The organism is Nocardia sp. NPDC059195, from assembly GCF_042754695.1.
In the GTDB taxonomy this organism is placed as follows: Bacteria; Actinomycetota; Actinomycetes; order Mycobacteriales; family Mycobacteriaceae; genus Nocardia.
In genome coordinates this window covers 182,202-205,980 of sequence record NZ_JBHZBG010000001.1, presented here as the reverse complement: position 1 = coordinate 205,980, position 23,779 = coordinate 182,202, and the positions used below count along the sequence as shown (strand labels likewise).

Annotated in this window: 26 protein-coding genes; 13 read left to right on the top strand and 13 right to left on the bottom strand. The window is 67.6% G+C overall.

The genetic code is table 11. The annotated features are described in order from the left end of the window. Positions 1-91: 91 nt before the first annotated feature. Both ACFXKN_RS00945 and ACFXKN_RS00940 read left to right on the top strand, forming a co-directional pair. Positions 92-514: a helix-turn-helix domain-containing protein gene (locus ACFXKN_RS00945; RefSeq protein ID WP_378948748.1), complete on the top strand. Its 423-nt coding sequence runs from the start codon at positions 92-94 to the stop codon at positions 512-514. Next, the gene (locus ACFXKN_RS00940; protein ID WP_378948745.1) at positions 511-1,353 is read left to right on the top strand and encodes an alpha/beta fold hydrolase; all 843 of its coding nucleotides are present in this window, start codon (positions 511-513) and stop codon (positions 1,351-1,353) included. The genes ACFXKN_RS00945 and ACFXKN_RS00940 overlap by 4 nt, the downstream gene beginning before the upstream one ends. A gap of 51 nt (positions 1,354-1,404) precedes the next feature. On the opposite strand, the gene ACFXKN_RS00935 is transcribed toward ACFXKN_RS00940, so the two are convergent. From ACFXKN_RS00935 to ACFXKN_RS00905, 7 genes are all read right to left on the bottom strand, one after another. Beyond that, complete coding sequence (locus ACFXKN_RS00935) at positions 1,405-1,668, bottom strand: hypothetical protein (protein ID WP_378948740.1); 264 nt, start codon at positions 1,666-1,668, stop codon at positions 1,405-1,407. Positions 1,669-1,781: 113 nt separating this feature from the next. Continuing rightward, positions 1,782-2,333 carry a dihydrofolate reductase family protein gene (locus tag ACFXKN_RS00930; protein ID WP_378948737.1) on the bottom strand — a complete coding sequence of 184 codons (552 nt, stop codon included), beginning with the start codon at positions 2,331-2,333 and terminating at the stop codon, positions 1,782-1,784. Positions 2,334-2,377: 44 nt separating this feature from the next. Then, a complete protein-coding gene (locus tag ACFXKN_RS00925; RefSeq protein WP_378948734.1) occupies positions 2,378-2,743 on the bottom strand; it encodes a DUF4345 family protein in 366 nt (121 codons plus the stop codon). A gap of 178 nt (positions 2,744-2,921) precedes the next feature. After that, positions 2,922-3,719, bottom strand: coding sequence for an SCO1664 family protein (locus tag ACFXKN_RS00920; RefSeq protein ID WP_378948731.1), 798 nt, complete (start codon positions 3,717-3,719; stop codon positions 2,922-2,924). Positions 3,720-3,725: 6 nt separating this feature from the next. After that, positions 3,726-4,313, bottom strand: a complete 588-nt coding sequence (locus tag ACFXKN_RS00915) for a DUF3090 domain-containing protein (protein WP_266288581.1) — start codon at positions 4,311-4,313, stop codon at positions 3,726-3,728. Positions 4,314-4,362: 49 nt separating this feature from the next. Continuing rightward, positions 4,363-5,079: a histidine phosphatase family protein gene (locus ACFXKN_RS00910; protein ID WP_378948727.1), complete on the bottom strand. Its 717-nt coding sequence runs from the start codon at positions 5,077-5,079 to the stop codon at positions 4,363-4,365. 33 nt (positions 5,080-5,112) lie between these two features. Beyond that, positions 5,113-6,042 (bottom strand): undecaprenyl-diphosphate phosphatase, encoded by a 930-nt coding sequence (locus tag ACFXKN_RS00905; RefSeq protein WP_378949759.1) that lies wholly within the window; start codon positions 6,040-6,042, stop codon positions 5,113-5,115. A gap of 240 nt (positions 6,043-6,282) precedes the next feature. Here ACFXKN_RS00905 and ACFXKN_RS00900 point away from each other — a divergent pair, with 240 nt between their 5' ends. The 5 genes from ACFXKN_RS00900 to ACFXKN_RS00880 all read left to right on the top strand — a co-directional run bounded on the left by ACFXKN_RS00900 (position 6,283) and on the right by ACFXKN_RS00880 (position 11,021). Then, on the top strand, positions 6,283-7,260 hold the full coding sequence (locus ACFXKN_RS00900) for an aldo/keto reductase (protein ID WP_378948724.1): 978 nt from the start codon (positions 6,283-6,285) through the stop codon (positions 7,258-7,260). 17 nt (positions 7,261-7,277) lie between these two features. Continuing rightward, a complete protein-coding gene (locus tag ACFXKN_RS00895; RefSeq protein ID WP_378948721.1) occupies positions 7,278-8,291 on the top strand; it encodes a hemin ABC transporter substrate-binding protein in 1,014 nt (337 codons plus the stop codon). Positions 8,292-8,424: 133 nt separating this feature from the next. Next, entirely contained in the window at positions 8,425-9,546 is a 1,122-nt protein-coding gene (locus ACFXKN_RS00890) for a FecCD family ABC transporter permease (protein WP_378948718.1), read from the top strand. 43 nt (positions 9,547-9,589) lie between these two features. Beyond that, entirely contained in the window at positions 9,590-10,468 is an 879-nt protein-coding gene (locus ACFXKN_RS00885) for a heme ABC transporter ATP-binding protein (protein WP_378948715.1), read from the top strand. Positions 10,469-10,688: 220 nt separating this feature from the next. Next, the gene (locus ACFXKN_RS00880; protein WP_378948705.1) at positions 10,689-11,021 is read left to right on the top strand and encodes a VOC family protein; all 333 of its coding nucleotides are present in this window, start codon (positions 10,689-10,691) and stop codon (positions 11,019-11,021) included. Between the two features lie 46 nt (positions 11,022-11,067). Here ACFXKN_RS00880 and ACFXKN_RS00875 read toward each other — a convergent pair whose 3' ends face one another. Genes ACFXKN_RS00875 through ACFXKN_RS00865 form a run of 3 tightly spaced genes read right to left on the bottom strand, consistent with a single transcriptional unit; the run spans position 11,068 to position 14,062 of the window. Then, on the bottom strand, positions 11,068-13,146 hold the full coding sequence (locus ACFXKN_RS00875) for an MMPL family transporter (protein WP_378948702.1): 2,079 nt from the start codon (positions 13,144-13,146) through the stop codon (positions 11,068-11,070). Positions 13,147-13,165: 19 nt separating this feature from the next. Continuing rightward, positions 13,166-13,699, bottom strand: a complete 534-nt coding sequence (locus ACFXKN_RS00870; RefSeq protein WP_378913605.1) for a hypothetical protein — start codon at positions 13,697-13,699, stop codon at positions 13,166-13,168. A gap of 6 nt (positions 13,700-13,705) precedes the next feature. Further along, positions 13,706-14,062: a hypothetical protein gene (locus ACFXKN_RS00865; RefSeq protein ID WP_378948699.1), complete on the bottom strand. Its 357-nt coding sequence runs from the start codon at positions 14,060-14,062 to the stop codon at positions 13,706-13,708. Between the two features lie 167 nt (positions 14,063-14,229). Between ACFXKN_RS00865 and ACFXKN_RS00860 the strand changes: the two genes are divergently transcribed. Genes ACFXKN_RS00860 through ACFXKN_RS00850 form a run of 3 tightly spaced genes read left to right on the top strand, consistent with a single transcriptional unit; the run spans position 14,230 to position 16,575 of the window. Then, complete coding sequence (locus ACFXKN_RS00860; RefSeq protein WP_378948696.1) at positions 14,230-15,237, top strand: hypothetical protein; 1,008 nt, start codon at positions 14,230-14,232, stop codon at positions 15,235-15,237. After that, the gene (locus tag ACFXKN_RS00855) at positions 15,237-15,488 is read left to right on the top strand and encodes a DUF5703 family protein (RefSeq protein ID WP_378948689.1); all 252 of its coding nucleotides are present in this window, start codon (positions 15,237-15,239) and stop codon (positions 15,486-15,488) included. The genes ACFXKN_RS00860 and ACFXKN_RS00855 overlap by 1 nt, the downstream gene beginning before the upstream one ends. A gap of 7 nt (positions 15,489-15,495) precedes the next feature. Next, the gene (locus ACFXKN_RS00850) at positions 15,496-16,575 is read left to right on the top strand and encodes a quinone-dependent dihydroorotate dehydrogenase (RefSeq protein WP_378948686.1); all 1,080 of its coding nucleotides are present in this window, start codon (positions 15,496-15,498) and stop codon (positions 16,573-16,575) included. Between the two features lies 1 nt (position 16,576). Here the strand turns inward: ACFXKN_RS00850 and ACFXKN_RS00845 are convergent, their stop codons facing one another. Next, positions 16,577-16,975, bottom strand: coding sequence for a hypothetical protein (locus tag ACFXKN_RS00845; RefSeq protein WP_378948683.1), 399 nt, complete (start codon positions 16,973-16,975; stop codon positions 16,577-16,579). A gap of 297 nt (positions 16,976-17,272) precedes the next feature. Between ACFXKN_RS00845 and ACFXKN_RS00840 the strand changes: the two genes are divergently transcribed. The 3 genes from ACFXKN_RS00840 (at position 17,273) to ACFXKN_RS00830 (ending at position 21,542) form a co-directional block, all read left to right on the top strand. Further along, positions 17,273-18,715: a PfkB family carbohydrate kinase gene (locus ACFXKN_RS00840; protein WP_378948680.1), complete on the top strand. Its 1,443-nt coding sequence runs from the start codon at positions 17,273-17,275 to the stop codon at positions 18,713-18,715. A gap of 122 nt (positions 18,716-18,837) precedes the next feature. After that, positions 18,838-19,587 (top strand): GTP cyclohydrolase II, encoded by a 750-nt coding sequence (locus ACFXKN_RS00835; protein ID WP_378948677.1) that lies wholly within the window; start codon positions 18,838-18,840, stop codon positions 19,585-19,587. 131 nt (positions 19,588-19,718) lie between these two features. Continuing rightward, positions 19,719-21,542: an AMP-dependent synthetase/ligase gene (locus ACFXKN_RS00830; protein ID WP_378948674.1), complete on the top strand. Its 1,824-nt coding sequence runs from the start codon at positions 19,719-19,721 to the stop codon at positions 21,540-21,542. Between the two features lie 53 nt (positions 21,543-21,595). Here ACFXKN_RS00830 and ACFXKN_RS00825 read toward each other — a convergent pair whose 3' ends face one another. Both ACFXKN_RS00825 and ACFXKN_RS00820 read right to left on the bottom strand, forming a co-directional pair. Further along, a complete protein-coding gene (locus tag ACFXKN_RS00825; RefSeq protein ID WP_378948671.1) occupies positions 21,596-22,123 on the bottom strand; it encodes a YbhB/YbcL family Raf kinase inhibitor-like protein in 528 nt (175 codons plus the stop codon). A 128-nt stretch (positions 22,124-22,251) separates the two neighbouring features. Beyond that, on the bottom strand, positions 22,252-23,613 hold the full coding sequence (locus tag ACFXKN_RS00820) for a M20/M25/M40 family metallo-hydrolase (RefSeq protein WP_378948668.1): 1,362 nt from the start codon (positions 23,611-23,613) through the stop codon (positions 22,252-22,254). Positions 23,614-23,779: the final 166 nt, after the last annotated feature.

The window sequence follows — 23,779 nt, the reverse complement described above, 5'->3', positions numbered from 1 at the left end:
CGAACGGTTGCCATCGCGATCATTGTCACAGTCCATAGTTCCCTGAACTTCCCTATTGCTCCCTATAGGTACATTCGTTTACGGTAGTTTCATGACGGATCGTCTCTATTCGGTGGATCAGGTTGCCGAACTGCTCGGATTGCATGTCCGCACCGTGCGCAGTTATGTGCGCGACGGCAAACTCCCCGCCGCCCGCATCGGCAAGCAGTACCGCATCACCCACGAAGATCTCGAGGCGTTCACCGGGCTGCCGATCACCACCCCGCAGACGGCACCGCGCCGGCATGCCGAGTCCTCCTGCATCGTCGAGATCGACGACATCGACCGCGCCACCGTCGACCGGATCACCACGCTGCTCACCGCCACCGCCGGCACCCGAGGCGCGGGCGGTCAGCGCATGCGCGTGGAAACCAGCTACGACCCGGCCCGCCATCGCCTCAAAGTGATCCTGCTCGGCAGCCTCGCCGACAGTTCCCGCCTGCTCGACTACCTGGACGGAATCCTCAGCTCATGATCTACAAGTCCGACGAAGGCCGACAGCTCATCCAGCAGCGCTACCGCGAGCACCTCGACGCCTGGCCGGTCCCGCGCGAGGATCTGCACATCGACACCAGTGCAGGCGAAACGTTCGTCGTGGTCTCCGGACCCACGGACGCACCGCCACTGGTCGTGCTGCACGGCTCAGGAGCCAATGCGAGTACCTGGCGCGCCGACATCGCGGACTGGTCGACCAGTTTCCGCGTGTACGCCGTGGATCTGCCCGGCGAACCAGGGCTCAGTGCCCCGACCCGGCTGGCCCTTGACAGCGATGCGACCGCGAGCTGGCTCGACGAGGTGATCGATGGACTCGGCCTCGACACCGTGGCGCTGGTCGGCATGTCACTCGGCGGGTGGACCGCGCTCGATTACGTGCTGCGCAGGCCGGGACGGGTCACGACACTGGTTCTGCTGTGCCCGGGTGGACTGGGTAAGCATCGCTACGGCTGGCTGGTGAAGGCGATCGGCCTGCGGCTGATCGGCAGGCACAGCGCGCGTGACATGGCGCGCGCCGGCCTCGGCATCGACGGGCCGGAAGCGGACCCGATCATCGATCACATCGAACTGACGTTCACACATTTCTCGGCCCGCCCCGGAAAGCTGCCCATTTTCCGCGACGAACAACTACGCAAGGTGGACATCCCGGTCCTGGTAATCGTCGGCGAACGCGACGCCCTGTTCGATTCGGCGCGCACCGCCGAACGCGCTCGCGGTGCTTTCACGCGAGGCGAGGTGCGTGTGCTCCCCGGTGTCGGCCACGCTCTGGTGAATCAGACTGCGGCGGTACGGGAATTCGTGCGGAAGCACGCCGGATGATACTTCGGTGCCACCGCTCCCCGACGTGCGGCGACACCGAACGAGATCACATCACTGCTGGTAGCACTGCACATTCGCGGTGTCGGCGTCCGGGCCGAACTGCGGCAGCGCGTAGAACGAGGCACCGACCTGGTCGGCGGCCTGCACGGTGACGTCGGGCAGCGGCGCACCGGCGCGGTCGGTCGCGGTGCAGACGAAGGTCTTCTCGCTCCACCAGCCGGACGGAAACGCCTGGGCGGGTGCGGCGATGGCAGCGGCGGCACCGGTGAGCAGCAGCGCGGCGGCGGAGGTGGTGACAATAGAACGGGTCGACATGTGGTTCCTCGGATCTCGCGGGGATAACGAAAGTGCTTGGAGCACACTAGCACCGGCACTGACCAGGCAACAGAGCCTCGGCACCCGCGAGAAACCCGCAGCGGGGCACCGACTCAGTCGACGAGGTAGCGCAGCAGCACCGCTGTGTCGAAGCGCCTCGTCTCGACCAATCGGAGCCTGATGCGCTTGTCCAGTGACGGGAACATCGGCGTGCCGCCGCCGAGCACCACGGGCGAGACGAACACCTGGTACTCGTCGATGAGCCCGTGTGGCATCAGCGAGGCAGCCAGGTTCGCGCCACCGACCTCTATGACGCCATCACCGTCGGCCTTGAGCCTGCGGACCTCCTCGACCGCGTTCTCGCTGACCAGTGTGCTGTTCCACTCGACCTCGGTGAGCGTTCGGGAGAAGACGACCTTGGGCTTGTTCGTCCAGAGCTCGCCGAACTCGCGCGTGATGGGTGGCGCGTCCTCGGGCACATAGGGCCAGTACTCGGCCATCAGTTCGTAGAGCCGACGACCGTTCAGCGCGACCTCGAGCCCGCGGAACCTGTCGTTGTGGAACTGGTGCAGCTCGTCGTCCGGGTCGGTCCAGTCGATGCTGCCGTCGCGGTCGTTGACGTAACCATCCAGGGATACGCCGAACCCGTAGATCAGTTTTCTCATGACTGTGTAGACCTCCTTCGCGCTCGAAACTCATCGCTGGCGTGTCAGGCGACACCGAGCACGAGCGCGGCGCCGACCAGTTCGACCGAGCAGTAGAACCAGATCGGATAGAACCGCACCCCGCTGTCGACCAGCCGCGAGATGATGCGGCCGCCCGCCATCCCGGCCAGGGCGAACCCTACTGTCAGCGCTGCCCCGGTCCGCAGCTCGTCGGTACCGAACGCCGACCACACCAACACCCCTGCGACAGCCAGGCCGAACCCGCCGTACACCGCACGAATCTCCGATCGGCTCACCGCCGTTGACACCGACAACCCGAACGGCCGGGCCAGCGCGGCAGGGGCGGCCAGCGCGTACAGTCCCATCCCCGCGAACAGCACACCGAGAAGGCAGAGCACAACGGTTCTCATCGCCGTCCCCCAACCGAGAGCCCGTGCGCGACAGCGCGCTCATCCCGTAGCAGCGTGACTCCGAGCAAGCCCGGACCAGCATGTCGTCGCATGATTTCTCCTCGGATCGATGTCTGGCGATCCTCACACCCGGGGTCACCCGTGCGCTTCCGAAAACCTGCTACGCAACCGGCTCGAATCAGAAAGCGGGCCAGGGAATCGGGCGTGACGAGTTGGGCACCGGCATCACCGGATGTTCGAGCAATGCCTTCGCGCGTTCGGTGAGCGCGGCGATCTCGGCGTCGGTGATGTGGGTGGCCAGCGAATCAGCTACGGCGCCGGGCAGATTCGCGGCGAAGGTGGCGATGTCGGTGATCAGCGACTCGTGCACCGGTCGCCCCGCCCAGCCCCACAGCACGGTTCGCAGTTTCGGTTCGGTGTGCAGGCAGATGCCGTGGTCGACACCGTAGACCTGACCGTCGACACCTTCGAGCGCGTGCCCGCCTTTGCGATCGGCGTTGTTGAGCAACAGATCCAGCACCGCCATCCGTTGCAGGCGCGGATCGTCGGCGTGGATGAGCGAGACCTCGTTGCCCTGCTCGTCGAGAGCGCGCAGTACTTCACAGAATCCCGCGGGCACCGTGCCCGGCGTACACAGGTCGACGAGGTCGAGGCGCTGACGGGTATCGGTGCGGTTGTCGACCGAGGTGACCCAGCGCTGCACCATGCCCGGTCCGAAAGGCCCGTCGCGCAGCACCGTTTCGGGGATGACACCCCAGCCGAGGTGTTCGGAGATCAGATACGACGCGACCTCGCGGCCCGCGAGGGTGCCGTCGGGGAAGTCCCACAGCGGTCGTTCACCGCGCACCGGCTTGTACACCACCCGCAGCGGAGCACCGTCGGGTTCGGGTGCGGCGATCTCACACACCAGTGTCAGATTGCTGGCGACGCCGATCCGACCGACGATGTCGAGTTCACCTTCGGTGAGTATCGGCACGGAAGATCACTCCTCTTCGAGCTCGGCAGCGCCGAAGATCTCGCCGCGCTTGTACCCGTTGGTGCGCACACACATGTGCCCACGTGAGGACAGCGGTTCCCCGCACAGCGGGCAGGGCGGGCGCCCCGCCGCGATCACCCGCGCCGACCGCAACGCGAACTCGCGCGCCTGGATGGGGGTCAGGAACACCCGCACGGCGTCGGGACCTTCGTCGGTGTCGTCGAGCACCACCGATTCATCGACCTCGGTCTCGGTGATCGCGAGCAACTCGACCACGACGGCTCCGGCGTCGGAATCCCAGCCCAGACCCATGGTGCCGACCCGGAATTCGGTGTCGATCGGGGTGACCAGCGGTGCGACATCGCGCACGTCCTCCCCTTCGGGTGGCACCTCGGCGCCGAAGCGACGCGCTACCTCGTCGAGCAGCAGACCCATCCGATCGGCGAGCACCTTCACCTGCTGCTTCTCCAGCAGCACGCTCACCACCAGCGGCTCCTGCACGGCCTGCAAGTAGAACGAACGATCGCCCGGTTCACCGACAGTCCCGGCGACGAAACGATCGGGGGTGCGAAATACATGGATTGCGCGTGACACATGCACCTCCTGATACGTGACCCTGATCGACACTCACGAACACACTCCTCTAAGGAGAATCGCGGTGCCCCGCATTCCCATTATCCGCGTTCGCGGCCGCAGGCACCTCTCCACCGGGCGTCGGCGTCGCCGGTGCGGCGGCGGCCAGCGCGGAAAGATCGGCGCCGGTGTCGTTGAACTTCCACACCGACGGCCCGTGTGGGCTGTAGCGGACAACGCTGATCGAGGCCGGTTCCACCGCGATCCGCTGAAAGCTGTCCAGATGCAGCCCGAGGGCGTCGGCCAGAATCGATTTGATGACGTCGCCGTGCGCGCACGCCACCCACAGCACATCCCGGCCCGCCTTCTCGGCCAGTGTGCGTTCGATGTCGCGGATCGCGGCGACCGCCCGCTGCTGGACCTGGGCCAGCCCTTCCCCGCCGGGGAACACCGCACCCGAGGCGTGACCCTGCACGACCCGCCACAGCGGTTCGGTGACCAGTTCGGCGATCGGGCGCCCGGTCCAGTCGCCGTAGTCGACCTCGATGAGCCGTTCGTCGTGGTCGGGTTCCAGGCCCAGCTTCTCGGCCAGCGGCGCCACGGTGCGCTGACAGCGCAGCAGCGGTGAGCTGGCGATGTGTTCGATCGGCAGCATCGCGAGCCGGTCGGCCACCGCGGCGGCCTGTTCGGTGCCGCGTTCGGTGAGTTCTACGCCGGGGGCGCGGCCCGCGAGGGTGCGCGCGGTGTTGGAGGTCGACACTCCGTGCCGGAGCAGGATCACCGTCATGGGACCAGCCTAACCATGGGTCGGGGTCGCCGATCAGGTGGCGGAGACGACGCCGGCGGCCAGCAGGCCCATCACAGCGAGGCCGACGATGATCCGATACCCGACGAACCAGTACAGCGAATGATTGCCGACGAACTTCAGCAGCCAGGCCACCGAGGCATAGCCGACGAAGAACGCCAGAACGGTAGCGACCAGCAATTGCGGCCCACTGGCATTGAGGCCCTCACCGGCCGGTTCGAACGCATCAGGCAGGCTGAACAGTCCGGACGCGGTCACGGCGGGGATCGCCAGCAGGAAGGAGAATCGCACAGCCGCCTCACGCTGCAAGCCGAGGAACAGGCCCGCGGTGGAGGTGGCGCCGGAGCGAGAGACGCCCGGGATCAGCGCGAGGCACTGCGCCAGGCCCATGATGATGCCGTCGCGGGTGGTGAGCTGTTCGATGGAGCGTTCCTTCTTGCCGTAGTACTCACCGGCGGCGATCACGAGGGCGAAAGCGATCAGCATGAACGACACCAGCCACAGATTGCGGGCACCGGTGCGGATCTCGTCCTTGAACAGGTACCCCAACACACCGATCGGGATCGTGGCGATGATCACGTACCAGCCGACGCGGTAGTCGAGTTCGCGCTGGGTGTCACGTTCGTGCGCTTCGCGGGCGCTGCGGTCCATCACCGGCAGTTTCGTGGTGACCCGGTCACCGACCGCGACCTCGCGCTGCGACCGTTCCCGCCAGCGCATGCCGAGGGTGGTGAACCAGGCGACGAGGATGCGCCAGATGTCCTTGGCGAAGTACACCAGGACCGCGAGCTCGGTGCCGAGTTGGGTCACAGCGGTGAAGGAGGCACCCGCGTCGTCGCCGAAGAACACGCCCGAGACGATCCGAAGGTGTCCGGAGGAGGAGATCGGCAAGAACTCGGTGAGTCCCTGCACCAATCCGAGTACCAATGCCTGGAACCAGGTCATCGACTCGCCCACCACGTCCTCCTGCTGACTCGCGCCCGAAAGACCGCGTCCTCCTGGGCTTTTGCACTAGCCGCAACCAGCACGGCCACGATCTCGCAGCGACCCTACCCGTCGCCGTGCCCGGTCGCCGCCCGCGGACCTCATCGAGGCGGATCCCGCCGATGCCGGTGCGGGTCGGTGAATGGGGCAGCGGTGGTGTGCCCATTAGGCTGTCGCCGTGACGAATGCGCGGGCGCGGTGATGGAACAGCGAACGGTGGGACGCAGCGGACTTCGGGTGTCGCGAATCGGATTGGCGACCCATACCTGGGGAACACATACCGATGCCGACGAGGCATCGGTGCAGTTGGCGGCGTTCACCGAGGCCGGTGGCACGCTCGTCGACCTCTCCCCCGTCTACGGCGAGGGTGCGGCGCAGCGGATCCTGGCGGATCTGCTCGGCGACCTGGTCTCGCGTGACGAATTGGTGCTCAGCGGCAGTGCGGGTGTGGTGATGCGCGCGCCCGGCAACGGGGTCGGCGACGCGGTGCCCGCACCCGCGGCGGCGGGCCCGGTGGTCGACGCGTCGCGGCGCACGCTGCTCAAGCAACTCGATCGGACCCTGCTCGAACTGGGCACCGACCATCTCGATATCTGGAGCATCGCCGCCTGGGATCCGTACACGCCGCTCGACGAGGTCGCGGCCACCCTGGACACCGCGGTGCGGACCGGCCGCACCCGGTACGCGGGTGTGCGCGGGTTGGCGGCATGGCAGCTGGCCAGTCTGGCCGCGATCGCGCCGATCACCGCCGCGCAGACGCCGTATTCGCTGCTCGCGCGTGGCACCGAGAACGATGCGATTCCCGCCGCCCGTCACCACGGGGTCGGCATCATCGCGTCGGCACCGCTGGCCGGCGGGATCCTGACCGGCAAGTATCGCGACGGTGTTCCGGCGGATTCGCGCGGTGCCGATGAGGCGACCGCGGCCGAGATCCGGCGCAGGCTCGACGACGATCGCGCGACCAGAGTGGTCGATGCGCTGGTCACCGCCGCTGACGGGCTCGGTACCTCGCCGCTGGCGGTGGCGCTGGCCTGGATCCGTGATCGGCCCGGCATCACGAGCATGATCGTCGGTGCCCGCGATATCGGTCAGCTCACCGGCGTGCTGGCCGCCGAAACCCTCGAGTTGCCGCGGGCGATCGCGGCGGCCCTGGACGATGTGAGCGCCCGTTCCGAATGATGGCTAGCCTTACCTATATGAAACTGCGTGGTGTGCTGACGGCGATGCTCGCGGCGACGGTGCTGACCGGCGCCGTCGCTTGCACCGGAAGCAATCCTGCATCGACTGCCAATTCGGGTGGGCCGGTGACGGCACAACTCGCCGACCTGGACCCGGTACCGATCGGGCCCGCACCGACGCCGCGGTTGCCGGTGACGGTGAAGTCCCACGACGGCACCGACGTGACGATCGCCGACACCTCGCGAATCATCGCCGTCGACCGGTACGGCACCCTCGCCCAAACCGTGTGGGCACTGGGTCTCGGCGCGAACCTCGTCGGCCGCAGTACCTCCGCCTCGTTCCCCGCCGTCGCGGCCGTGCCCAATGTGGCGGGCGGCAACGGCAGTCTCAGCGTCGAAGCGGTCCTGAATCTGCGCCCGTCGGTGTTCCTCACCGATACGACCAGCGCCGCCCCCGCCGTGCGTGAGCAGCTGCGAGCAGCCGGGGTGACCGTCGTCTACTTCGACCCCGATCGGAGCATGGACGGTGTCGTCCCGCAGATCGAGGCAGTGGCCACCGCGCTCGGCGTTCCCGAGGCGGGCAAGCAGCTCGGCGCGCGCACCCACGACGAGATCGCCACCGCGACAGCCCGCGTCCCGAAGCAGGATCCGCAGCCCAAGATCGCCTTCTTGTACCTGCGCAGCGCCGCGATCACCATGATCGCGGGCCGCGGTTCGGGTGCCGATTCGCTGATCACCGCGATCGGTGGCGTCGACGCGGGCACCGCCGCCGGAGTGAACGAGCCCTTCGTCGCCATCACCAGCGAGGCGATGATCGCCGCCTCCCCCGATGTACTGCTGGTGATGTCGGACGGACTGAAATCGGTAGGCGGCGTCGACGGACTGGAGAAGGTGCCCGGCATCGCCCAGACCCCGGCGGGCCGCAACCGACGCGTGGTCGACATGTCCGACGCGGTGGTCCTCAGCTTCGGCCCCAACACCGGCCGCGTGGTCTCTGCCCTGTCCGACGCCGTCTACGGCACACCGGCATGAGCGGTCTGCGTTCGGCGCCGGCACGCCGGTCATCTGCGGCGACACTGGGTTCGCGGCCGAGCAGGCGGACCGGACCAGGCGGTCAGAGGTCGGCTTCGGTGAGTCCTGCGCGAGCGTGCCGGACGGTCACCGTATGAACGATGCGCCCGACCTGACGAAGTCCACGAACGCCCCGCGGATAACCGACGCGACCCCTGATCACCTGCCCCCGACACGCCATCGAGGCACCCGCGTGACGGTCGTGTTCGCTGTCGCACTGCTCGCTCTCGTCCTGCTGGCCGTGGTATCGGCGGTGCTCGGACAGGTACCGACGACCGCTGCCGAGGTGCTGGGCAGTGTGGCGCACCGGATCGGCCTCGACATCGGCCCCATGCTCGCGCATCCGGCCGGTGAGGTGACGCTGTGGGAGGTGCGGTTCCCACGAGTGGCCCTCGCCGTCCTGGTCGGGGCTTCACTCGCGACAGCGGGTGCGCTGTTGCAGGGCGTGTTCGCCAATCCGCTCGCCGAACCCGGCGTTATCGGGGTGTCCGCGGGTGCCGCGGTCGGAGCGGGCACCGTCATCGTGGTCGGTGGCGCGTTCGTCGCCGCCTGGTCGGTGGCGGCCGCGGCGTTCGTCGCGGGATTGATCACCACCGCGCTGGTCTATGTGCTGTCGAGGTCGGGTGGGCGCACCGAAGTGGTGACGCTGATCCTCACCGGTGTCGCGATCAACGCCTTCGCCGGCGGCTTGATCGCGTTGCTGTTGTTCGTCGCCAGCCCCGCCGCCCGGGATCAGATCGTGTTCTGGCAGCTCGGCAGCCTCAACGGCGCCACCTGGCCATCGGTGGCGATCGTGGCGGCGCTGGCCGCGGTCGGCATCCTGGCCGCGATTGTGATCGCGCCGCGCCTGGACCTGCTCGCACTCGGCGACTCCGCGGCCCGCCACCTCGGGGTGGATGTGGAACGGCTGCGCAGGCAGGTGATCGTGGTGGTCGCCGTGCTCACGGCGGCGGGTGTGGCATTCAGCGGCATCATTCTGTTCGTCGGCCTGATCGTGCCGCACCTGGTGCGCATGATGGTCGGGCCCGGCCATCGCGTGCTCGTTCCGCTCAGTGCGATCGTGGGCGCGGTGGTGCTGCTCGGCGCCGATGTCGTGGCCCGCACGCTGGTCCACAATGCCGACCTGCCACTGGGCATGCTCACCTCCCTGATCGGCGGCCCGTTCTTCTTCTGGCTGCTGCGCCGAACCCGTGCCCGCGCAGGAGGATGGGGATGACCGACACCACCCGCCGATGCGGCGCCGGGACCGGAGGCTCGCGATGACCGACACCCACGCCGCCGACGCCGACCTCGGACGCCGGGCCTCCTGGCGTTCGCTGTTCGCCCGAACCCCCGATGTGCCCGCACGCCCCGAACTCGGCACCGTCACCCTGCGCGCCACCGGGCTCACCGTGCGGCGCGGCACCCGTACCGTCCTCGAAGACGTCGACTTTCAGGTCGCGGCAGGCGAAATCGTCGCGCTCGTCGGTCCGAACGGTGCGGGCAAGTCCAGCCTGCTCGCCGCCCTCGCCGGCGAACTGGAGCCGAGCACCGGCACTGTCAAGCTCGAAGGCCACGCACTCTCGCACTGGACCCCCGCCGACATGGCCCGCCGCCGCGCGGTCCTGCCCCAATCCCACGCCGTCGGCTTCCCGTTCACCGCCCGCGAGGTCGTCGCCATGGGCCGGGCCCCGTGGCTGCACACGGCGGCCGCCGCCAACGACGACGCGCTCGTCACCGCGGCACTGGCCGCCACCGACGTCACCCACCTCGCCACCCGCATCTTCCCGTCGTTGTCCGGCGGCGAGCGCGCCCGCGTCGCTCTGGCTCGCGTCCTGGCCCAAGACACCGCCACCCTGCTGCTCGACGAACCGACCGCCGCACTCGACCTCGGCCACCAGGAAGCCGTCCTGCGCTTGGCCGCGACCAGCGCCGCCGAGGGTGCCGCCGTGGTCGTCGTCGTCCATGATCTCGGGGTGGCCGCCGCCTACGCCGACCGCGTCACCGTCCTGGACGCGGGCCGCGTCGCCGCCGACGGTCTTCCCCGTGAGATCCTCACCCGCGAACTGCTCACCACCGTCTACCACCACCCCGTCGATGTCTTCGATCACCCGACCACCGGCGCCCAACTCGTCTTGCCCGAACGCGGCCGCAACTGACGCACCACCGGTTTATGAAGAACTCAGGGCGTCCTGGTCGAACGCGGCCGCCGCTGAGAAATCGCTCCTCGACACGCGGATTCGACGGCGGCGGAGGGCCGAGCGAGTCTGAGTAGGCTGGGCGCTGAGGTCATTCGTCCATCGCGGTCATCAGCGCCGGCGACGATCGGTCTAGTCGTCGCCCGCGAACGTGGCTCGCTCCCATCGCAGAGGAGATCCGATGAGCCCCACCATCGCCAGCGTCGTCATCCCTGTATCCGATCTTGCGGCGACAAAAGCTGTCTACACCACCCTGTACGGGACTCCGCACACCGACGAGCCCTACTACGTCGGCTGGGCGGTGGGCGATGTCCAGATCGGACTCGACCCCAGTGGCGACGTCGCGGCAGGACCTGTCGCCTACGCCGGAGTAGACGATGTCGACAAAGCCCGAGACGCGGCCATATCCGCGGGCGCCACCGAACGCACCGCCCCTCGCGAAGTCAGCCCCGGCACCCGCATCTGCGTCCTGGAAGACACCGACGGCAACCCGTTCGGCATCATCGGCACATGACATCCTCCCCGGTGAAAGCCGGCCTACTTCCGCAGTTCTGAGGCGGCTATTTCCAGATGATCTTCAGCAGCGCCGGGGTGAGCACCATCCGGATGATCGTGGCATCGATGACCAGCGCCACGATCATCCCGTAGGCGATGTATTTCATCAGCACCAGATCCGAGAACCCGAACGCCCCGGTTACCACGATCAGAATCGCGGCCGCCGAGGTGATCACCCCGCCGGTGTGGGCCACGCCGTAGCGGATGGACTCGGCGGCATCGGCACCCGCGGCGCGTTTCTCGGCGATCCGGGACAGCAGGAACACCTCGTAGTCGGTGGACAACCCGAAGATCACCGTCACGATCAACGCCACCACCGCGAACATCAATGGCCCGGGCGTGAACTGGAATGCCTGCGACCCGTGTCCTTCCACGAAGATCCAGGTCAGCACGCCCAGGGTCGAGACCAAACTGAGCGCACTCATCGCGACGGCCTTCAGCGCCAGGATCACCGACCGGAACGCCACGATCATCAAGGCCAGCGCCGCCGCGATCAGGATCGCTAACAGCAGCGGCAGCCCGTCGATCAAGCCGTTGATGCTGTCGCGTTCGAGCGCGGGGATACCGGCGACCATCACCTGCACGCCCGGTGGCGCGGGCAGCGCACGCAGCGCATCGATCACCCGGTCGGCGTCGCGTTTGTCACCGAGCCCGGCGGAGAGCACATTGACGTTGTCCTTGGTCGGCGCCGCCGGTTCGAACCGCCCGGTCAGCCCGGGAATCTGATTGGCCTCGAACCGGATATCGCCCAACTGCTCCGGCGAGGCACCGACCACGATCAGCTTCAACGGTTCGGTGCGGAATCCGGGAAACAGGCGATCGAAGTCTTCCTGGGCCACCCGCGCCGGATTGTCGGCGGCCAGGTATTTCTCACTGATGCCGCCGAACTCGATGTGGCGCAACGGAATACTCAACGCCAGCAGACCGAGCACGATCGGGATGACCACCGCCCATGGCCGTCGCATCGCCCACTGCGCCAGCCGGGAGAAGAACCCGGCATCGATCTGAGCTTCGGTCTTGCTGCGCGAGAAGCGTTTCCAGCCCAGCCAGTCGATCCGGTGTCCGGCGATACTCAACGCGGCGGGCAGTGCGGTGACCGACAGCAGCGCCGCCAGCATCACCGCGGAAATGCCGCCGTAGGGCACCGAGCGCAGCACCCCGTTCGGGAAGATGAACAGCGCACCCAGACTCATGGCGATGATCCCCGCCGAGAACAGCACGGTGCGCCCCGCCGTGGCGACGGTGCGTGCGGTCGCGTCCTCGACGGAGCGTCCGGCGGCCAGTTCCTCCCGGAACCGGGTCACCGTGAACAGTCCGTAGTCGATCGCCAACCCGAGCGCGACCAGCGTCATCACCGCGCTGGCGAACACGTTGACCTCGATCTGGGCGGTGAGCACCCGCAAGATCCCGGAGGTGCCGAGGATGGTGAGTCCACCGATCAGCACCGGCAGCAGTGCGCCGATCACCCCGCCGAACACGAAGTAGAGCAGGATCGCCACGATCGGCAAGGCGATGATCTCGGCGCGCTTGATGTCGTGCTGCATCCCGATATTGATGCCCTCGACCACCGGCTGCAGCCCCGCCAGCTGCACCGTGGTCCCACCGGGTCCACCGCCGGGCACACCGGCGTCCAGGTGCGGTTTCAACGCGAGATAATTGTTGACCGTCGCGGTCCCGCCGCCCCCTGCCAGCCCGATACTGGCGAACGCGTGCTGTTTGGTCGGGTCGGAGGCGTTCGCCGAGAACGGGCTGTCCCAGTAGCTGTCGATCTTGTGGATCCGCTCCCCGTACTGCTCGCGCAGGTCGGCCAGTGCCGCCGTCACCGGTCCGCGCACGGCGGGATCGTCGACGGTGGTGCCGGGTGGGGCGGTGTAGATGACGATCAGATCGCCGTCGGTGTCGCGGCCGAAGGTCTCGTCGGCCAGTTTGGACGCCGCCACCGACTGGCTCGACTCGTCGAACCAGCCCTCCTGGGTGTAGCGGTCGGCCAAGTCGCGACCGAACCACCCCGAGACCAGCACGGTCAGCACGAAGAAGCCGAGCACGAGGAATCGGTGGCGGTGGACGAACCTGCCCCACCGCATGGATCGAGATTCGCGCATCTCAGCCGCAGGCGGCGGTGCGATAGTCGGCCGAGCGCAGGATGCCGCACAGGTCGGTGCGCGAGATCTTCCACTTCCCGTCGAGCAGCACGAAATGCACGATGGTGGTACGCACATTGGCGCCCGAACCGTCCTTGTCCAGGCGCATGGTCGCGGTGAGCGTGCCGTCACGGTTGTCGAACACCGGGTCGACGACGCCGTACACCGCGTGGGGGTTGTCGCGCAGCGCCTTGTACATGTCGGGGATGGCGTCGGAGAACGCCGCGCCGTCTTCGATCAGCTCGGTGCGTTCGACATCGGGCAGGCTCGGGTCGAGCGCGCGTTTGATCTGCGCGTCGAGTTGTTGGGCGGTCGGCAGCGGCACATTGGCCTTGCTGGCCGAGATCGCGACGGAGGAAGCGAGGGAGGCGTTGGCCGAAGACCGTGCGGCGTCGACCGAGGCCTCGTCGGCGGTTCCCGCGCACGCGGCGAGGGCGACGAGGGCCGTGAGGCAGGCGGTGGCCGCAGCGGCCCTGGCGAAAAGTGTGGAAGACATCACCATCTACATACCATCAATGACGGCACTGATCCGTCCCAGGATGGCGCGAACTGTGGAGATGTCACCGGTCGCGACCGCGGCGACGGGGTTGGCGTCGGGAAGCAGATCGCGCACGAACGCGCTGACGCTGCGTTCGTCACCGAGGTCGATGTCGGTGACCTGCGCCTGCGCCTGGGCCACCACGTCGTCGGATCCCGGTACCGCATCGCCCAGGTCGGCGCGGTAGATCTGCACGGTCAGGGTGGCGCGGTGGGTGCGGAAGGCGAAGGGGTGGCCGTCGTCGGTGGTGCCGAAACCGTGCGCGAACGGTCCGACGGAAATGTCATCGATGCCGAAACCCGCTGGTGTCCGGTCGGTCATCGTGGGGATCTCCTGCCGGTGTGTGGCAATCAATGTGTCGACGTGTCAACAGTAACGCGGGTCACCGACACCTCCGACGCGAGCACCCGGTCGAAGCTACTGGTGAGTCATCATGGTCAGATGGTGATCAAGGGAGTCACCTCGTGCGGATTGAAGGAGTTCGGTGCATGCGCCCTCGTGGCTCGGTCGCCTCTGCGTTGGTCAGCGCGGCGGTTTTGGTGGTGTTGACCGGGTGCAGCGGTGAAGACGGCGGTCCCGATGTCCCGACCAGGCCCCCGGCCACCGCGGCCGTCTCGCCCGCTGCCGCGAACCCGGCCGGTCAGGTTTTCCCGGCGGCCGCGGCGAAAGCCCTGCTCGCCGAGAGCTCGACCGGCCGCCTCGCCGCCCTGGACACCGCCGGTACCGCACTCGCGCTGATCGACCCCGCCGCGCCGACCACCCCGCGCACGGTCAGCCTGCCTGCCGCCGGCGTGTCGCTGGCCCAAGGCAAGCCGGGCGAAGTCCTCGTCGCCGCCGCCAACCGGGTATTGCGGGTCGACGCGACCACCGGCGCGCTCACCGAGATCCCCGTCGACGGTGACGTGCACAGCGTGCAAACCCGCACCGACGGCACGCTCGTCGTCGGTACGGCCGACGGCACCCTGCGCGAACTGGACACCGACGGCGCGGTCACCCGCACGATCACCGGCCTCGTCTCGGCCGACGCGATCGCGCTGACCGGCGAGAACATCACCGTCCTCGATCGCAAGCAAACCGCCGTTGTCGCCGTGGGCAAGGACGCGCTCGGCCTGATGCTGCGCGCGGGTGACGGCGCCACCAACGCCATCACCGACCCGCACGGCCGCATCATCGTGGCCGACACCGCGGGTAGCGAACTGCTGGTCTACTCGGCCGGTCCGCTCGTGCTGCGCCAGCGTTTCCCGGTATCATCGTCGCCTTACGCGCTCGCTTACGACCCGCGTTCGGAGCTGGTGTGGGTGAGTAGCACGCAGAGCAACGAGGTCGTCGGCTACGACCTGTCGACCGGCATCGGTGTCGAGGTGGCCAGGCTCGCGACGCTGCGCCAGCCCGACTCGATGGCTGTCGACGAACGCACCGGCGACCTGTTCGTGGCTTCGGCCGTGGGCGATGGCCTGCAGCGGATCGGCGCGGACGAGCGGAAGAGAGGGCAGTGATGACCAGGCCTCGCAGTTCGCGCTCGGCGATACCGCCGAGCTGGGAAACCAGCAACGACGACTACGAATACGTACCTCTGCGGCTGCCACCGGAGGTCAACCGGGTCACCGCCTCGATGCGGCTGGCCATCCAGGCCGAATTCGGTGGCTGGGAGTTGTCCCGGGTGCGCGCCTACACCGACGGCAGCCGCCGGGTGCTGTTGCGCCGCCGCAAAAATGCCGTCCTGCCTGTGCCCGAACCCGGATTGTGAGCCGACCATGTACGCCCTCCTGTTACGCCTGATGTTCTTGATCCCGCCGGAGCGGGTGCATCACCTGGTATTCGCCGCACTGCGTTTCGCCACCTGGTTCCCGCCGACCCGCTGGCTGGCCCGCAAGCTCACCGTGGTCGAAGACCCGATCCTGGCCACCACTGCCTTCGGCGTCGATTTCCCGGCACCGCTCGGCCTGGCCGCCGGTTTCGACAAGAACGCCGACGGCGCGAACGCCTGGGGCACACTCGGTTTCGGTTTCGCCGAGATCGGCACCGTCACCGCCCACGCCCAGCCCGGCAATCCCGCACCGCGGCTGTTCCGGCTGCCCGCCGACCATGCCCTGATCAACCGGATGGGGTTCAACAATCATGGCGCCGCCGCCGCGGCCGCCCAACTACACCGCGCGCACCCCACCGTCCCGATCGGCGCGAACATCGGCAAGACCAAGGTCACCGAACCCGATGCCGCCGCAGGTGATTACGCGACCAGCGCCCGATTACTCGGCCCGCTCGCGGACTTCGTCGTGGTCAACGTGTCCTCCCCCAACACCCCCGGCCTGCGTGATCTGCAAGCCGTCGAATCCCTGCGCCCGATCCTGCAGGCCGTGCTCGACAGTGTCTCGGTGCCGGTCCTGGTGAAGATCGCCCCCGACCTGTCCGACGATGACATCGACGCCGTCGCCGACCTCGCTGTCGAGCTGGGTCTGGCGGGCATCGTGGCCACCAACACCACCATCCGCCGCGACGGGCTCGACACCCCGGCCTCCGAGGTCGAAGCCATGGGCGCGGGCGGCCTGTCCGGCGCCCCCGTGGCCGAACGGTCCCTGGAAGTGCTGCGCCGCCTCTACGCCCGCGTCGGCGACCAGGTGGTCCTGATCTCGGTCGGCGGCATCGAAACCCCCGACCAGGCCTGGGCCCGCATCCTCGCCGGCGCCACCCTGCTGCAGGGCTACACCGGCTTCATCTACGGCGGCCCCTTCTGGACCACCCGCATCCACCGTGCCATCGCCGCCAATCTGCGTGCGGGTGGCTACGCCTGCCTGTCCGACGCGGTCGGCGCCGAACACCGCGCCCCCTCGGTCTGAACTACCCGAAGTAGACGCGCCGCTGCGCGTTGCCGTGCCCGAACAACTGCGGCGCGGTACGCGGACCGCCCGACGGCACCGCCCGATAGGCCGCCTCCTCGGGGTCGCCGTTGTCGAACCGCGCGATCATCCGCTTGTACAGGCGGATGATCGCCTGCTCCCACACGATCCCGAGGGTATCGGCGTAGGCGCTGATCTGGGCGTGCGCCATGCGGTCGTGGGTGGCAGCGGCATCGCTGATCAGCTCGTCGAGAAGCATTCCCGCGTAAGCCTGTTCGCGGGTGAGTTCGCGTTCGGGCAGCCAGCTCAGCTGCCAGGTCTCCGAGTCCGCGACCACGCGCACGGCGTATTCAGGGCTCCGGGTGCTGCGCATGTCGTCCGGGGTCAGGTGAATGGTCATCGGATTCTCCGATTCCAGAAGGGGAGCTCACGCTCCCAGTTCCTCCAGATGCGGAACGCGCCCGTCATCTCGCGTTCGGCACGTGCATCAGCGGTGGGCGCTGACTGCACCTCGAGCTCGCCATGTCCTGGTGAACTCGCTGTTTCGCCAATTCCAGTGTGGCATTTGCCCTTCGCTTCAGTCAATTGCCCCTGTAGTTTGGTAATTGCCCGACGCGCCGGTGGGTAAACCAACATTTGTCTCGACTTCTGGAGGTCGATCCCGTTGCCGACGGTTCCGCAGGATCCACGCACGGACGTGTTGCGAGGCACCCTCGCGCGGTTGGCCAAGTTCTCCGGGCTCAGCGCGGATCGCCTGCGGCACACCGAAATCGGTGCCGCTCCCGTTCTCGAGCTGCCCGTGGTGGCGCGACGCGCACAGCGAACGGGTGTTTCCCGCGAGGATGCGGTGCTGCCGGTCCTGCGAAACGCAGCCCGGCAATTGCCCCCGAGCGAACGGCTCATCGCCGACGCGACACTCGCGCTCGGTCTGCTGCGCGATCCGTCGATCACCGGAATCGACCCCGACCAGCTCTATACGGTCAACCTCGGCGCCCGGCGCGTCTACCTGGCACAACACTGGACCGAACTACACACGGCGATCGGCGTGGACATGGTCTCGGACGCGCCGACCGTCAAGCGCCTACGTACCAGCGCCGAGCACGCAGCGCTGGCCGCACTCGCACGGCTGCTGATCGCCGAACCGACGGCGGCCACGTACCGCCCCCTCGAACCTCAACCCGCACCGCTGCCACCCGGCGAAGTCGTCACGGTCATCGGCGCTGCCGTGATCGACCACCTCTATCGGGTCACAACCTTCCCGGCCAGGAATTCTCCGGTCGAGGGCACGTTCGCCGGACCTCCCGGAGGAAAGGGCCTGAACAGGGCCGTTGCCGCCGCACGACTCGGGCTCGATGTCCGCTTGCTCGCCGCCATCGGCTCCGACGACAACGGGCAACGCATCCTTGAGCTGCTCACCGAGCACGGCGTCGACAAGAGTCTGGTCAAAGAGGTGCCATCCGCCGCGACATTGGTGACGGCGGTGATCATGACCCAGAGCGGCGAAGTTCGATTGATCGGGTGTCGCGACCCCCACATGCAGCTGGTGACCGAGGACCTCGATCAGCAGACCGTGCGCGCAGCGCTTGCGGATTCAGCCGTCGTCGTACTCACCTTCGAACAACCCGCGGCGATCATCGAAGGGATCCTCGCGTTCATCCGGGGCCTCACCGATCGCCCGCAGGTGATCCTGTGCGCCGCCCCGAGTCTCGCCACGCCGCAGGGGCTCTATACGTTCCTCGATGTCGTCGACTATCTCGTGGGCAGCACCACCGAACTCGACGCGCTGCTGCCCGAGGTCGACACCGATTCCCTCGCCGATACAGCAAGGCGCCTACGCGGCCTCGGTGTCTCGACGGTGTGCGCCGTCGACGGCTTCGCGTGCACTGTGTACTCCGATGACGACGACATCGTTGTCGACCATTTCCCGCCGATCCTCAAGGCCGCCATGGGCGCGGCCGCCGCGTTCGCCGCAGCGCTCGCCTATCGAGTGGTGAAATCCGAAGACGCTCTCACCGCCGCCGATTTCGAGTGGTGCACAGGGGCGATGCAACCCACCCAGAAGCTCGCCGCGGTCTCGACCGTCTTCCCCGACGTGAGCGAAGTGGACCGACAGGTGAACCTGCACCGACGGCACACGTAACCCCGATGTGACCCCCAGTTGACGTGTCGTACGACACACCGCGAGTAGAGTCGCGCCGTTGCTATGCACACGCCGTCCACGCAGCGGGTTTCCCGATGCCGGAACAGCCCTCGGAGGAGCGCTTGACGATCACCGATCCCGTCCGTGCAACGCCGGAAACGGCACCCGGACGCGGCGCTGACGATCTGCGACCGGTGCATCAATTCAGCCGCAACGGCACCCAGATGCAGGTGCAGGTACACACCATCGACAGTCCGACCGATGGCGGCTACGTCCTGGCCTTCGGCGACCTCGGCGACAAACCCCTCGTGCGCGTGCATTCGCGCTGCCTCTACGGCGACGCTCTCGGATCCGACGACTGCGATTGCGGCCCCGAGTTGGCGATGTCTATGAACCTGATCCAGGACGAAGGCGCCGGCGTGCTGGTCTACCTCGAGCAGGAGGGTCGCGGCGCGGGTTTGATCTGGAAGGCCATCGGCTACCGGACCAGCGAGCAGCTCGATATCGACACCTTCGACAGCTATGAGTGGCTTGGCTTGGACCCTGACACCCGTCGCTACGAGCTGGTCGCGAAAACATTGCGCGACCTCGGCATGACGCAGGTGCGTCTGCTCACCAACAACCCGGAGAAGGTGCGCGCGCTGACCGACGCGGGAATCGCGGTCGAGGTCATCCCGCTGGCAATCCAGCTGCGCACCGAGCGCGGCCGCCGCTACCTCGACGCCAAGGTGCGCCGGCGCAAGCACATGATCCCGCGCGATTACGCGCCCTGGGCACCACTGCCCACCGCAACGGCCGAGGTCGCGAACCCGCAGGCGGACGGCGACCTGCCACGGTGGTGGCACCGAATGCGCATCCGACGTCGCTGGTAACCCCCCTCACAATCCCGTATGTCCGGTTACGATAAGTGAGCCACGCCACTGCCGACGCCTCTGCCTCGAGATAACGAGACAGCTTCACTCGCATTGGCTCGGTATCCAGCTCGGCCTATGGGAACAGGGATATGACAGACATCGGTTTCGCGCACGCTTCCGGGGTCACGGTGCACACCGTGCCCGCCGCCTTCCAGCAAACCGCCGCGTTGCGGCCCGACCAGATCGCCTTGCGCACGGTCGGTGGCACCCAGGAGATCACCTGGGCCGAGTATGCGAAGCGGGTGCGTGCGCTGGCCGCTGGGCTGGCGAAACTAGGGGTGCGCCACGGCGACGCGGTCGGCATCATGCTCACCAACCGGCCCGAGTTCAACCTGATCGACACCGCCGCCCTGCACCTGGGCGCCATCCCGTTCTCGGTCTACAACACCAGCTCCACCGAACAGATCGCGCACGTGTTCGCCAACGCGGGCAACAAGGTGGTCATCACCGAACAGGCGTTCCTCGACACGATCCGTGCCTCGGGTGCCGTTGTGGAGCACACGATCATCGTCGACGGCACCGCCGAAGGCACCGTTACCTTGGCCCAGCTCGAATCCGACCCCGAACCGGACTTCGATTTCGATGCGGCCTGGCAGGCGGTCCAGCCCGGCGACCTGGCCACCTTGATCTACACCTCCGGCACCACCGGCCCGTCCAAGGGCGTCGAACTCACCCAGAGCAATGTGATCGCCCAGGTCGTCGGCCTGGTCTCGGGTCCGCTGCCGGTCGGTTTCGACGACCGCGCCGTGTCGTATCTGCCCGCCGCCCACGTCGCCGACCGCATCTCCGCGCACGCGATGAGCCTGCTCACCGGCATCCAGATCACCACCGTCACCGACCCGCGCGAGATCGCCGCCGCCCTGCCCGATGCCCGCCCGACGGTGTTCTTCGGTGTGCCGCGGGTGTGGCAGAAGATCAAGACCGGTATCGAGAACAAGCTCGCGGTCGAGCCGAGCCCGGTCAAGAAGGTCCTGGCCAACTGGGCGATCGGTGTCGGCGTCGCGCAGGCCAAGGCGAACCTGACCGGTGAGAGCTCGCTGCTGCTCGGCGTGCAGCACAAGATCGCGGACACCCTCGTGCTGTCCAAGCTGCGTGAGGCGCTCGGGTTCGCGGAGTTGAAGTGCGCTGCCTCCGGTGCCGCGCCGGTACCGCCGGAGACCCTCGAGTACTTCCTCGGCCTCGGCTTCGCCGTCACAGAGGTGTGGGGGATGTCGGAAACCGCGGGCGTCGGCACCTACACCGAGCTCGACAAGCCACGCCCCGGCTCGGTCGGTCGGGTGATGGACGGGTGCGAACTGCGCCTCGACGCCGATGGTGAAGTGCTACTGCGCGGCCCGATCATCACCCCCGGCTACCGCAATATGCCCGACAAGACCGCCGAGGCGATCGACGACGACGGCTGGCTGCACACCGGCGATATCGGGACCCTCGATGCCGACGGCTATCTGCGCATCGTGGACCGCAAGAAGGAACTGATCATCAGCGAAGCGGGCAAGAACATCGCCCCCTCCAATATCGAGAACGCCATGAAGGCCGCCTCGTCGATGATCGGCCAGGCCGTCGCGATCGGCGAGGCCCGCGCCTACATCACCGCCCTGATCATGCTCGATCCCGACGTGGCGGCGCTGCGCGCCAAGGACTTCGGCGCCACCGATGCCACCCACGCGGAGCTGGCCCGGCGTCAGGAGATCGTCGACGAGGTCAAGGAAGCGATCCTCGCGGGCAACCGCAAGCTCTCCCGGGTGGAACAGATCAAGCGTTTCGTGATCGTGGACAACCTGTGGGAGCCCGGCGGTGACGAGCTGACCCCGAAGATGTCGCTCAAGCGGACCCCGATCTCGAAGAAGTACGCCGAGACCATCACCGAGCTCTATGCCGCGACACCACCGGGGCATGTCATCAACGTGAAGTGATTGCGAGAACAGCGGTGGCCCTGGAAGTCTCAGGGCCACCGCTGTTGTGCGTCTCAGTGCTGTTCGTAGGTGCCGATCAGGGTGGCCCTGGCCAGGGTGTGGAAGAACAGATTGAACCCGAGGTAGGCGGGCGTCGCGTCCGGTCCGATCTCGAGTTCACCGATGTCGACCGCGTGCACGACCACGAAATACCGGTGTGGGCCATGGCCTTTCGGCGGGGACGCACCGACGAAGCCGGGGAATCCACCGTCGTTGCGCAGGGTCACCGCACCGGCGCGCAAGCTGCCACCCTCGCTGCCCGCGCCGACGTCGAGCGAGGTCACCGAGGCGGGAATGTTGGCGACGGCCCAGTGCCAGAACCCGGAGGCGGTCGGCGCGTCCGGATCGAACACCGTCACCGCGAAACTCTGTGTCTCTTCCGGGAATCCGGACCAGCTCAGCTGCGGTGAGATGTCCTTGCCGCCCGACCCGAACACCCCCGATACCTGATCGTTGGCCAACGGCTGACCGTCGGTGATATCGGCGGAGGTGACGGTGAACGACGGCACCTGTGGCAGCGCGCCATACGGGTTGTAACTCATGAGGACCTTTCGGTGTTGTTGGCGGCTGGCGCCGCGGGTTCTCGGCCTGTTCCCTCGATCTTCCCTCCCGCCGGGCACTCCTTCGTCGCACCCTCTGGTCAGTCCAGATCGAGGCGGCCGAGAACCGGTCAGCTGTGCAGAAGGAAGTGTTCCAGCACCCGGGTTCCGAATTCCAGTGACTGCACCGGTACCCGTTCGTCCACCCCGTGGAACAGGGCGGTGAAGTCCAGCTCCGGCGGCAGCTGCAACGGCGCGAAACCGAAGCAGCGAATCCCCAAGCGCGCGAACGCTTTCGCATCGGTGCCGCCGGAGAGCATGTAGGGCACGGTGCGCCCCTGTGCGTCATTGGCCAGGACCGCGTCGTTCATGGCGTCGACGAGGTGTCCGTCGAAAGTGGTCTCATAGGAGTCGAGTTTGGTGATCCATTCCCGCTCCACATCGGGTCCGATCAGCTCGTCGACCTCGCGTTCGAACGCCGCCTGCCGCCCCGGCACGACCCGGCAGTCGACCACGGCTTCCGCGGTCTGCGGGATGACGTTGGCTTTGTATCCGGCGTGCAGCATGGTCGGATTCGCGGTATCGCGCAGGGTGGCGCCGATGATGCGCGAGATGGTGCCCAGCTTGGCCAGCTGTCCTTCGATATCGGGTCCGTGCGGGTCGAAGGCCAACCCGCTCTCCTCGCTGACCGCGGCGAGGAATTCGGCCACCGAATCCGAGAGCACCACCGGGAAGGTGTGGCGGCCCAGACGCGCGACGGCTTCGGCGAGAATGGTGACCGCGTTGTCCTCGTGCAGGAACGACCCGTGCCCGGCGCGGGCCTTGGCACGCAACCGCATCCAGCCCAGGCCCTTCTCGGCGGTCTCCACCAGGTAGAGCCTGCGCTCGGTGCCGTCGGGCCGCGGCACGGTCAGCGAGAACCCGCCGACCTCACCGACCGCCTCGGTGACACCGTCGAACAGGTCGGGCCGGTTGTCCACCAGCCACTGCGAGCCCCATTTGCCGCCGTTCTCCTCGTCAGCGAGGAACGCGAACACCAGATCCCGCGGCGGCACTGTGCCTTCGGCTTTGAACTGGCGGGCCAGGGCCAGGGTCATCCCGACCATGTCCTTCATGTCGATCGCGCCGCGCCCCCACACGTAGCCGTCGCGCACCGCACCCGAGAACGGGTGCACGCTCCAGTCGGCGGCCTCGGCGGGCACTACGTCGAGGTGCCCGTGGATCATCAGCGCGCCGCGACTCGAATCGGCGCCCGGCAACCGCGCGAACACATTCCCGCGCCCCGGCGCACCCGACTCGACGTATTCGGTCTCGTAGCCGACCTCGTGCAGTTGCTGTGCCACCCACTCGGCGCACTGCCGCTCGCCCTTGGTGGTGGCCAGCTCGCCGGTATTGGAGGTGTCGAACTGGATCAGCTTGCTGACCAGCTCCACCACCTCGTCCTCCGCACGGGACCGCCCGTTCGAACCAGAATTCTCGCCAGATGCCGACACGCCCCCTTTCCTACCACCATTCGCGCACCCGACGCGCCACCTCCGATGCTCTGGACCCTTGCGCCGCTGCTCGGTGCCACAGACTCGGTGTGAGCAGAACTCCCCGGATCCGAACACGGGCACGCATTCGCATCCATTCCCGACGCGTGCTTTGCTGACGAAGTGA

What these genes read in the sequence shown, in the direction of transcription:
- ACFXKN_RS00945 (WP_378948748.1), top strand. Translation starts at nt 92, where the DNA reads ATGACGGATCGTCTCTATTCGGTGGATCAGGTTGCCGAACTGCTCGGA.
- ACFXKN_RS00940 (WP_378948745.1), top strand. Translation starts at nt 511, where the DNA reads ATGATCTACAAGTCCGACGAAGGCCGACAGCTCATCCAGCAGCGCTAC.
- ACFXKN_RS00935 (WP_378948740.1), bottom strand. Translation starts at nt 1,668, where the DNA reads ATGTCGACCCGTTCTATTGTCACCACCTCCGCCGCCGCGCTGCTGCTC.
- ACFXKN_RS00930 (WP_378948737.1), bottom strand. Translation starts at nt 2,333, where the DNA reads ATGAGAAAACTGATCTACGGGTTCGGCGTATCCCTGGATGGTTACGTC.
- ACFXKN_RS00925 (WP_378948734.1), bottom strand. Translation starts at nt 2,743, where the DNA reads ATGAGAACCGTTGTGCTCTGCCTTCTCGGTGTGCTGTTCGCGGGGATG.
- ACFXKN_RS00910 (WP_378948727.1), bottom strand. Translation starts at nt 5,079, where the DNA reads ATGACGGTGATCCTGCTCCGGCACGGAGTGTCGACCTCCAACACCGCG.
- ACFXKN_RS00905 (WP_378949759.1), bottom strand. Translation starts at nt 6,042, where the DNA reads ATGACCTGGTTCCAGGCATTGGTACTCGGATTGGTGCAGGGACTCACC.
- ACFXKN_RS00900 (WP_378948724.1), top strand. Translation starts at nt 6,283, where the DNA reads ATGGAACAGCGAACGGTGGGACGCAGCGGACTTCGGGTGTCGCGAATC.
- ACFXKN_RS00895 (WP_378948721.1), top strand. Translation starts at nt 7,278, where the DNA reads ATGAAACTGCGTGGTGTGCTGACGGCGATGCTCGCGGCGACGGTGCTG.
- ACFXKN_RS00890 (WP_378948718.1), top strand. Translation starts at nt 8,425, where the DNA reads ATGAACGATGCGCCCGACCTGACGAAGTCCACGAACGCCCCGCGGATA.
- ACFXKN_RS00885 (WP_378948715.1), top strand. Translation starts at nt 9,590, where the DNA reads ATGACCGACACCCACGCCGCCGACGCCGACCTCGGACGCCGGGCCTCC.
- ACFXKN_RS00880 (WP_378948705.1), top strand. Translation starts at nt 10,689, where the DNA reads ATGAGCCCCACCATCGCCAGCGTCGTCATCCCTGTATCCGATCTTGCG.
- ACFXKN_RS00875 (WP_378948702.1), bottom strand. Translation starts at nt 13,146, where the DNA reads ATGCGGTGGGGCAGGTTCGTCCACCGCCACCGATTCCTCGTGCTCGGC.
- ACFXKN_RS00870 (WP_378913605.1), bottom strand. Translation starts at nt 13,699, where the DNA reads ATGTCTTCCACACTTTTCGCCAGGGCCGCTGCGGCCACCGCCTGCCTC.
- ACFXKN_RS00865 (WP_378948699.1), bottom strand. Translation starts at nt 14,062, where the DNA reads ATGACCGACCGGACACCAGCGGGTTTCGGCATCGATGACATTTCCGTC.
- ACFXKN_RS00860 (WP_378948696.1), top strand. Translation starts at nt 14,230, where the DNA reads ATGCGCCCTCGTGGCTCGGTCGCCTCTGCGTTGGTCAGCGCGGCGGTT.
- ACFXKN_RS00855 (WP_378948689.1), top strand. Translation starts at nt 15,237, where the DNA reads ATGACCAGGCCTCGCAGTTCGCGCTCGGCGATACCGCCGAGCTGGGAA.
- ACFXKN_RS00850 (WP_378948686.1), top strand. Translation starts at nt 15,496, where the DNA reads ATGTACGCCCTCCTGTTACGCCTGATGTTCTTGATCCCGCCGGAGCGG.
- ACFXKN_RS00845 (WP_378948683.1), bottom strand. Translation starts at nt 16,975, where the DNA reads ATGACCATTCACCTGACCCCGGACGACATGCGCAGCACCCGGAGCCCT.
- ACFXKN_RS00830 (WP_378948674.1), top strand. Translation starts at nt 19,719, where the DNA reads ATGACAGACATCGGTTTCGCGCACGCTTCCGGGGTCACGGTGCACACC.
- ACFXKN_RS00825 (WP_378948671.1), bottom strand. Translation starts at nt 22,123, where the DNA reads ATGAGTTACAACCCGTATGGCGCGCTGCCACAGGTGCCGTCGTTCACC.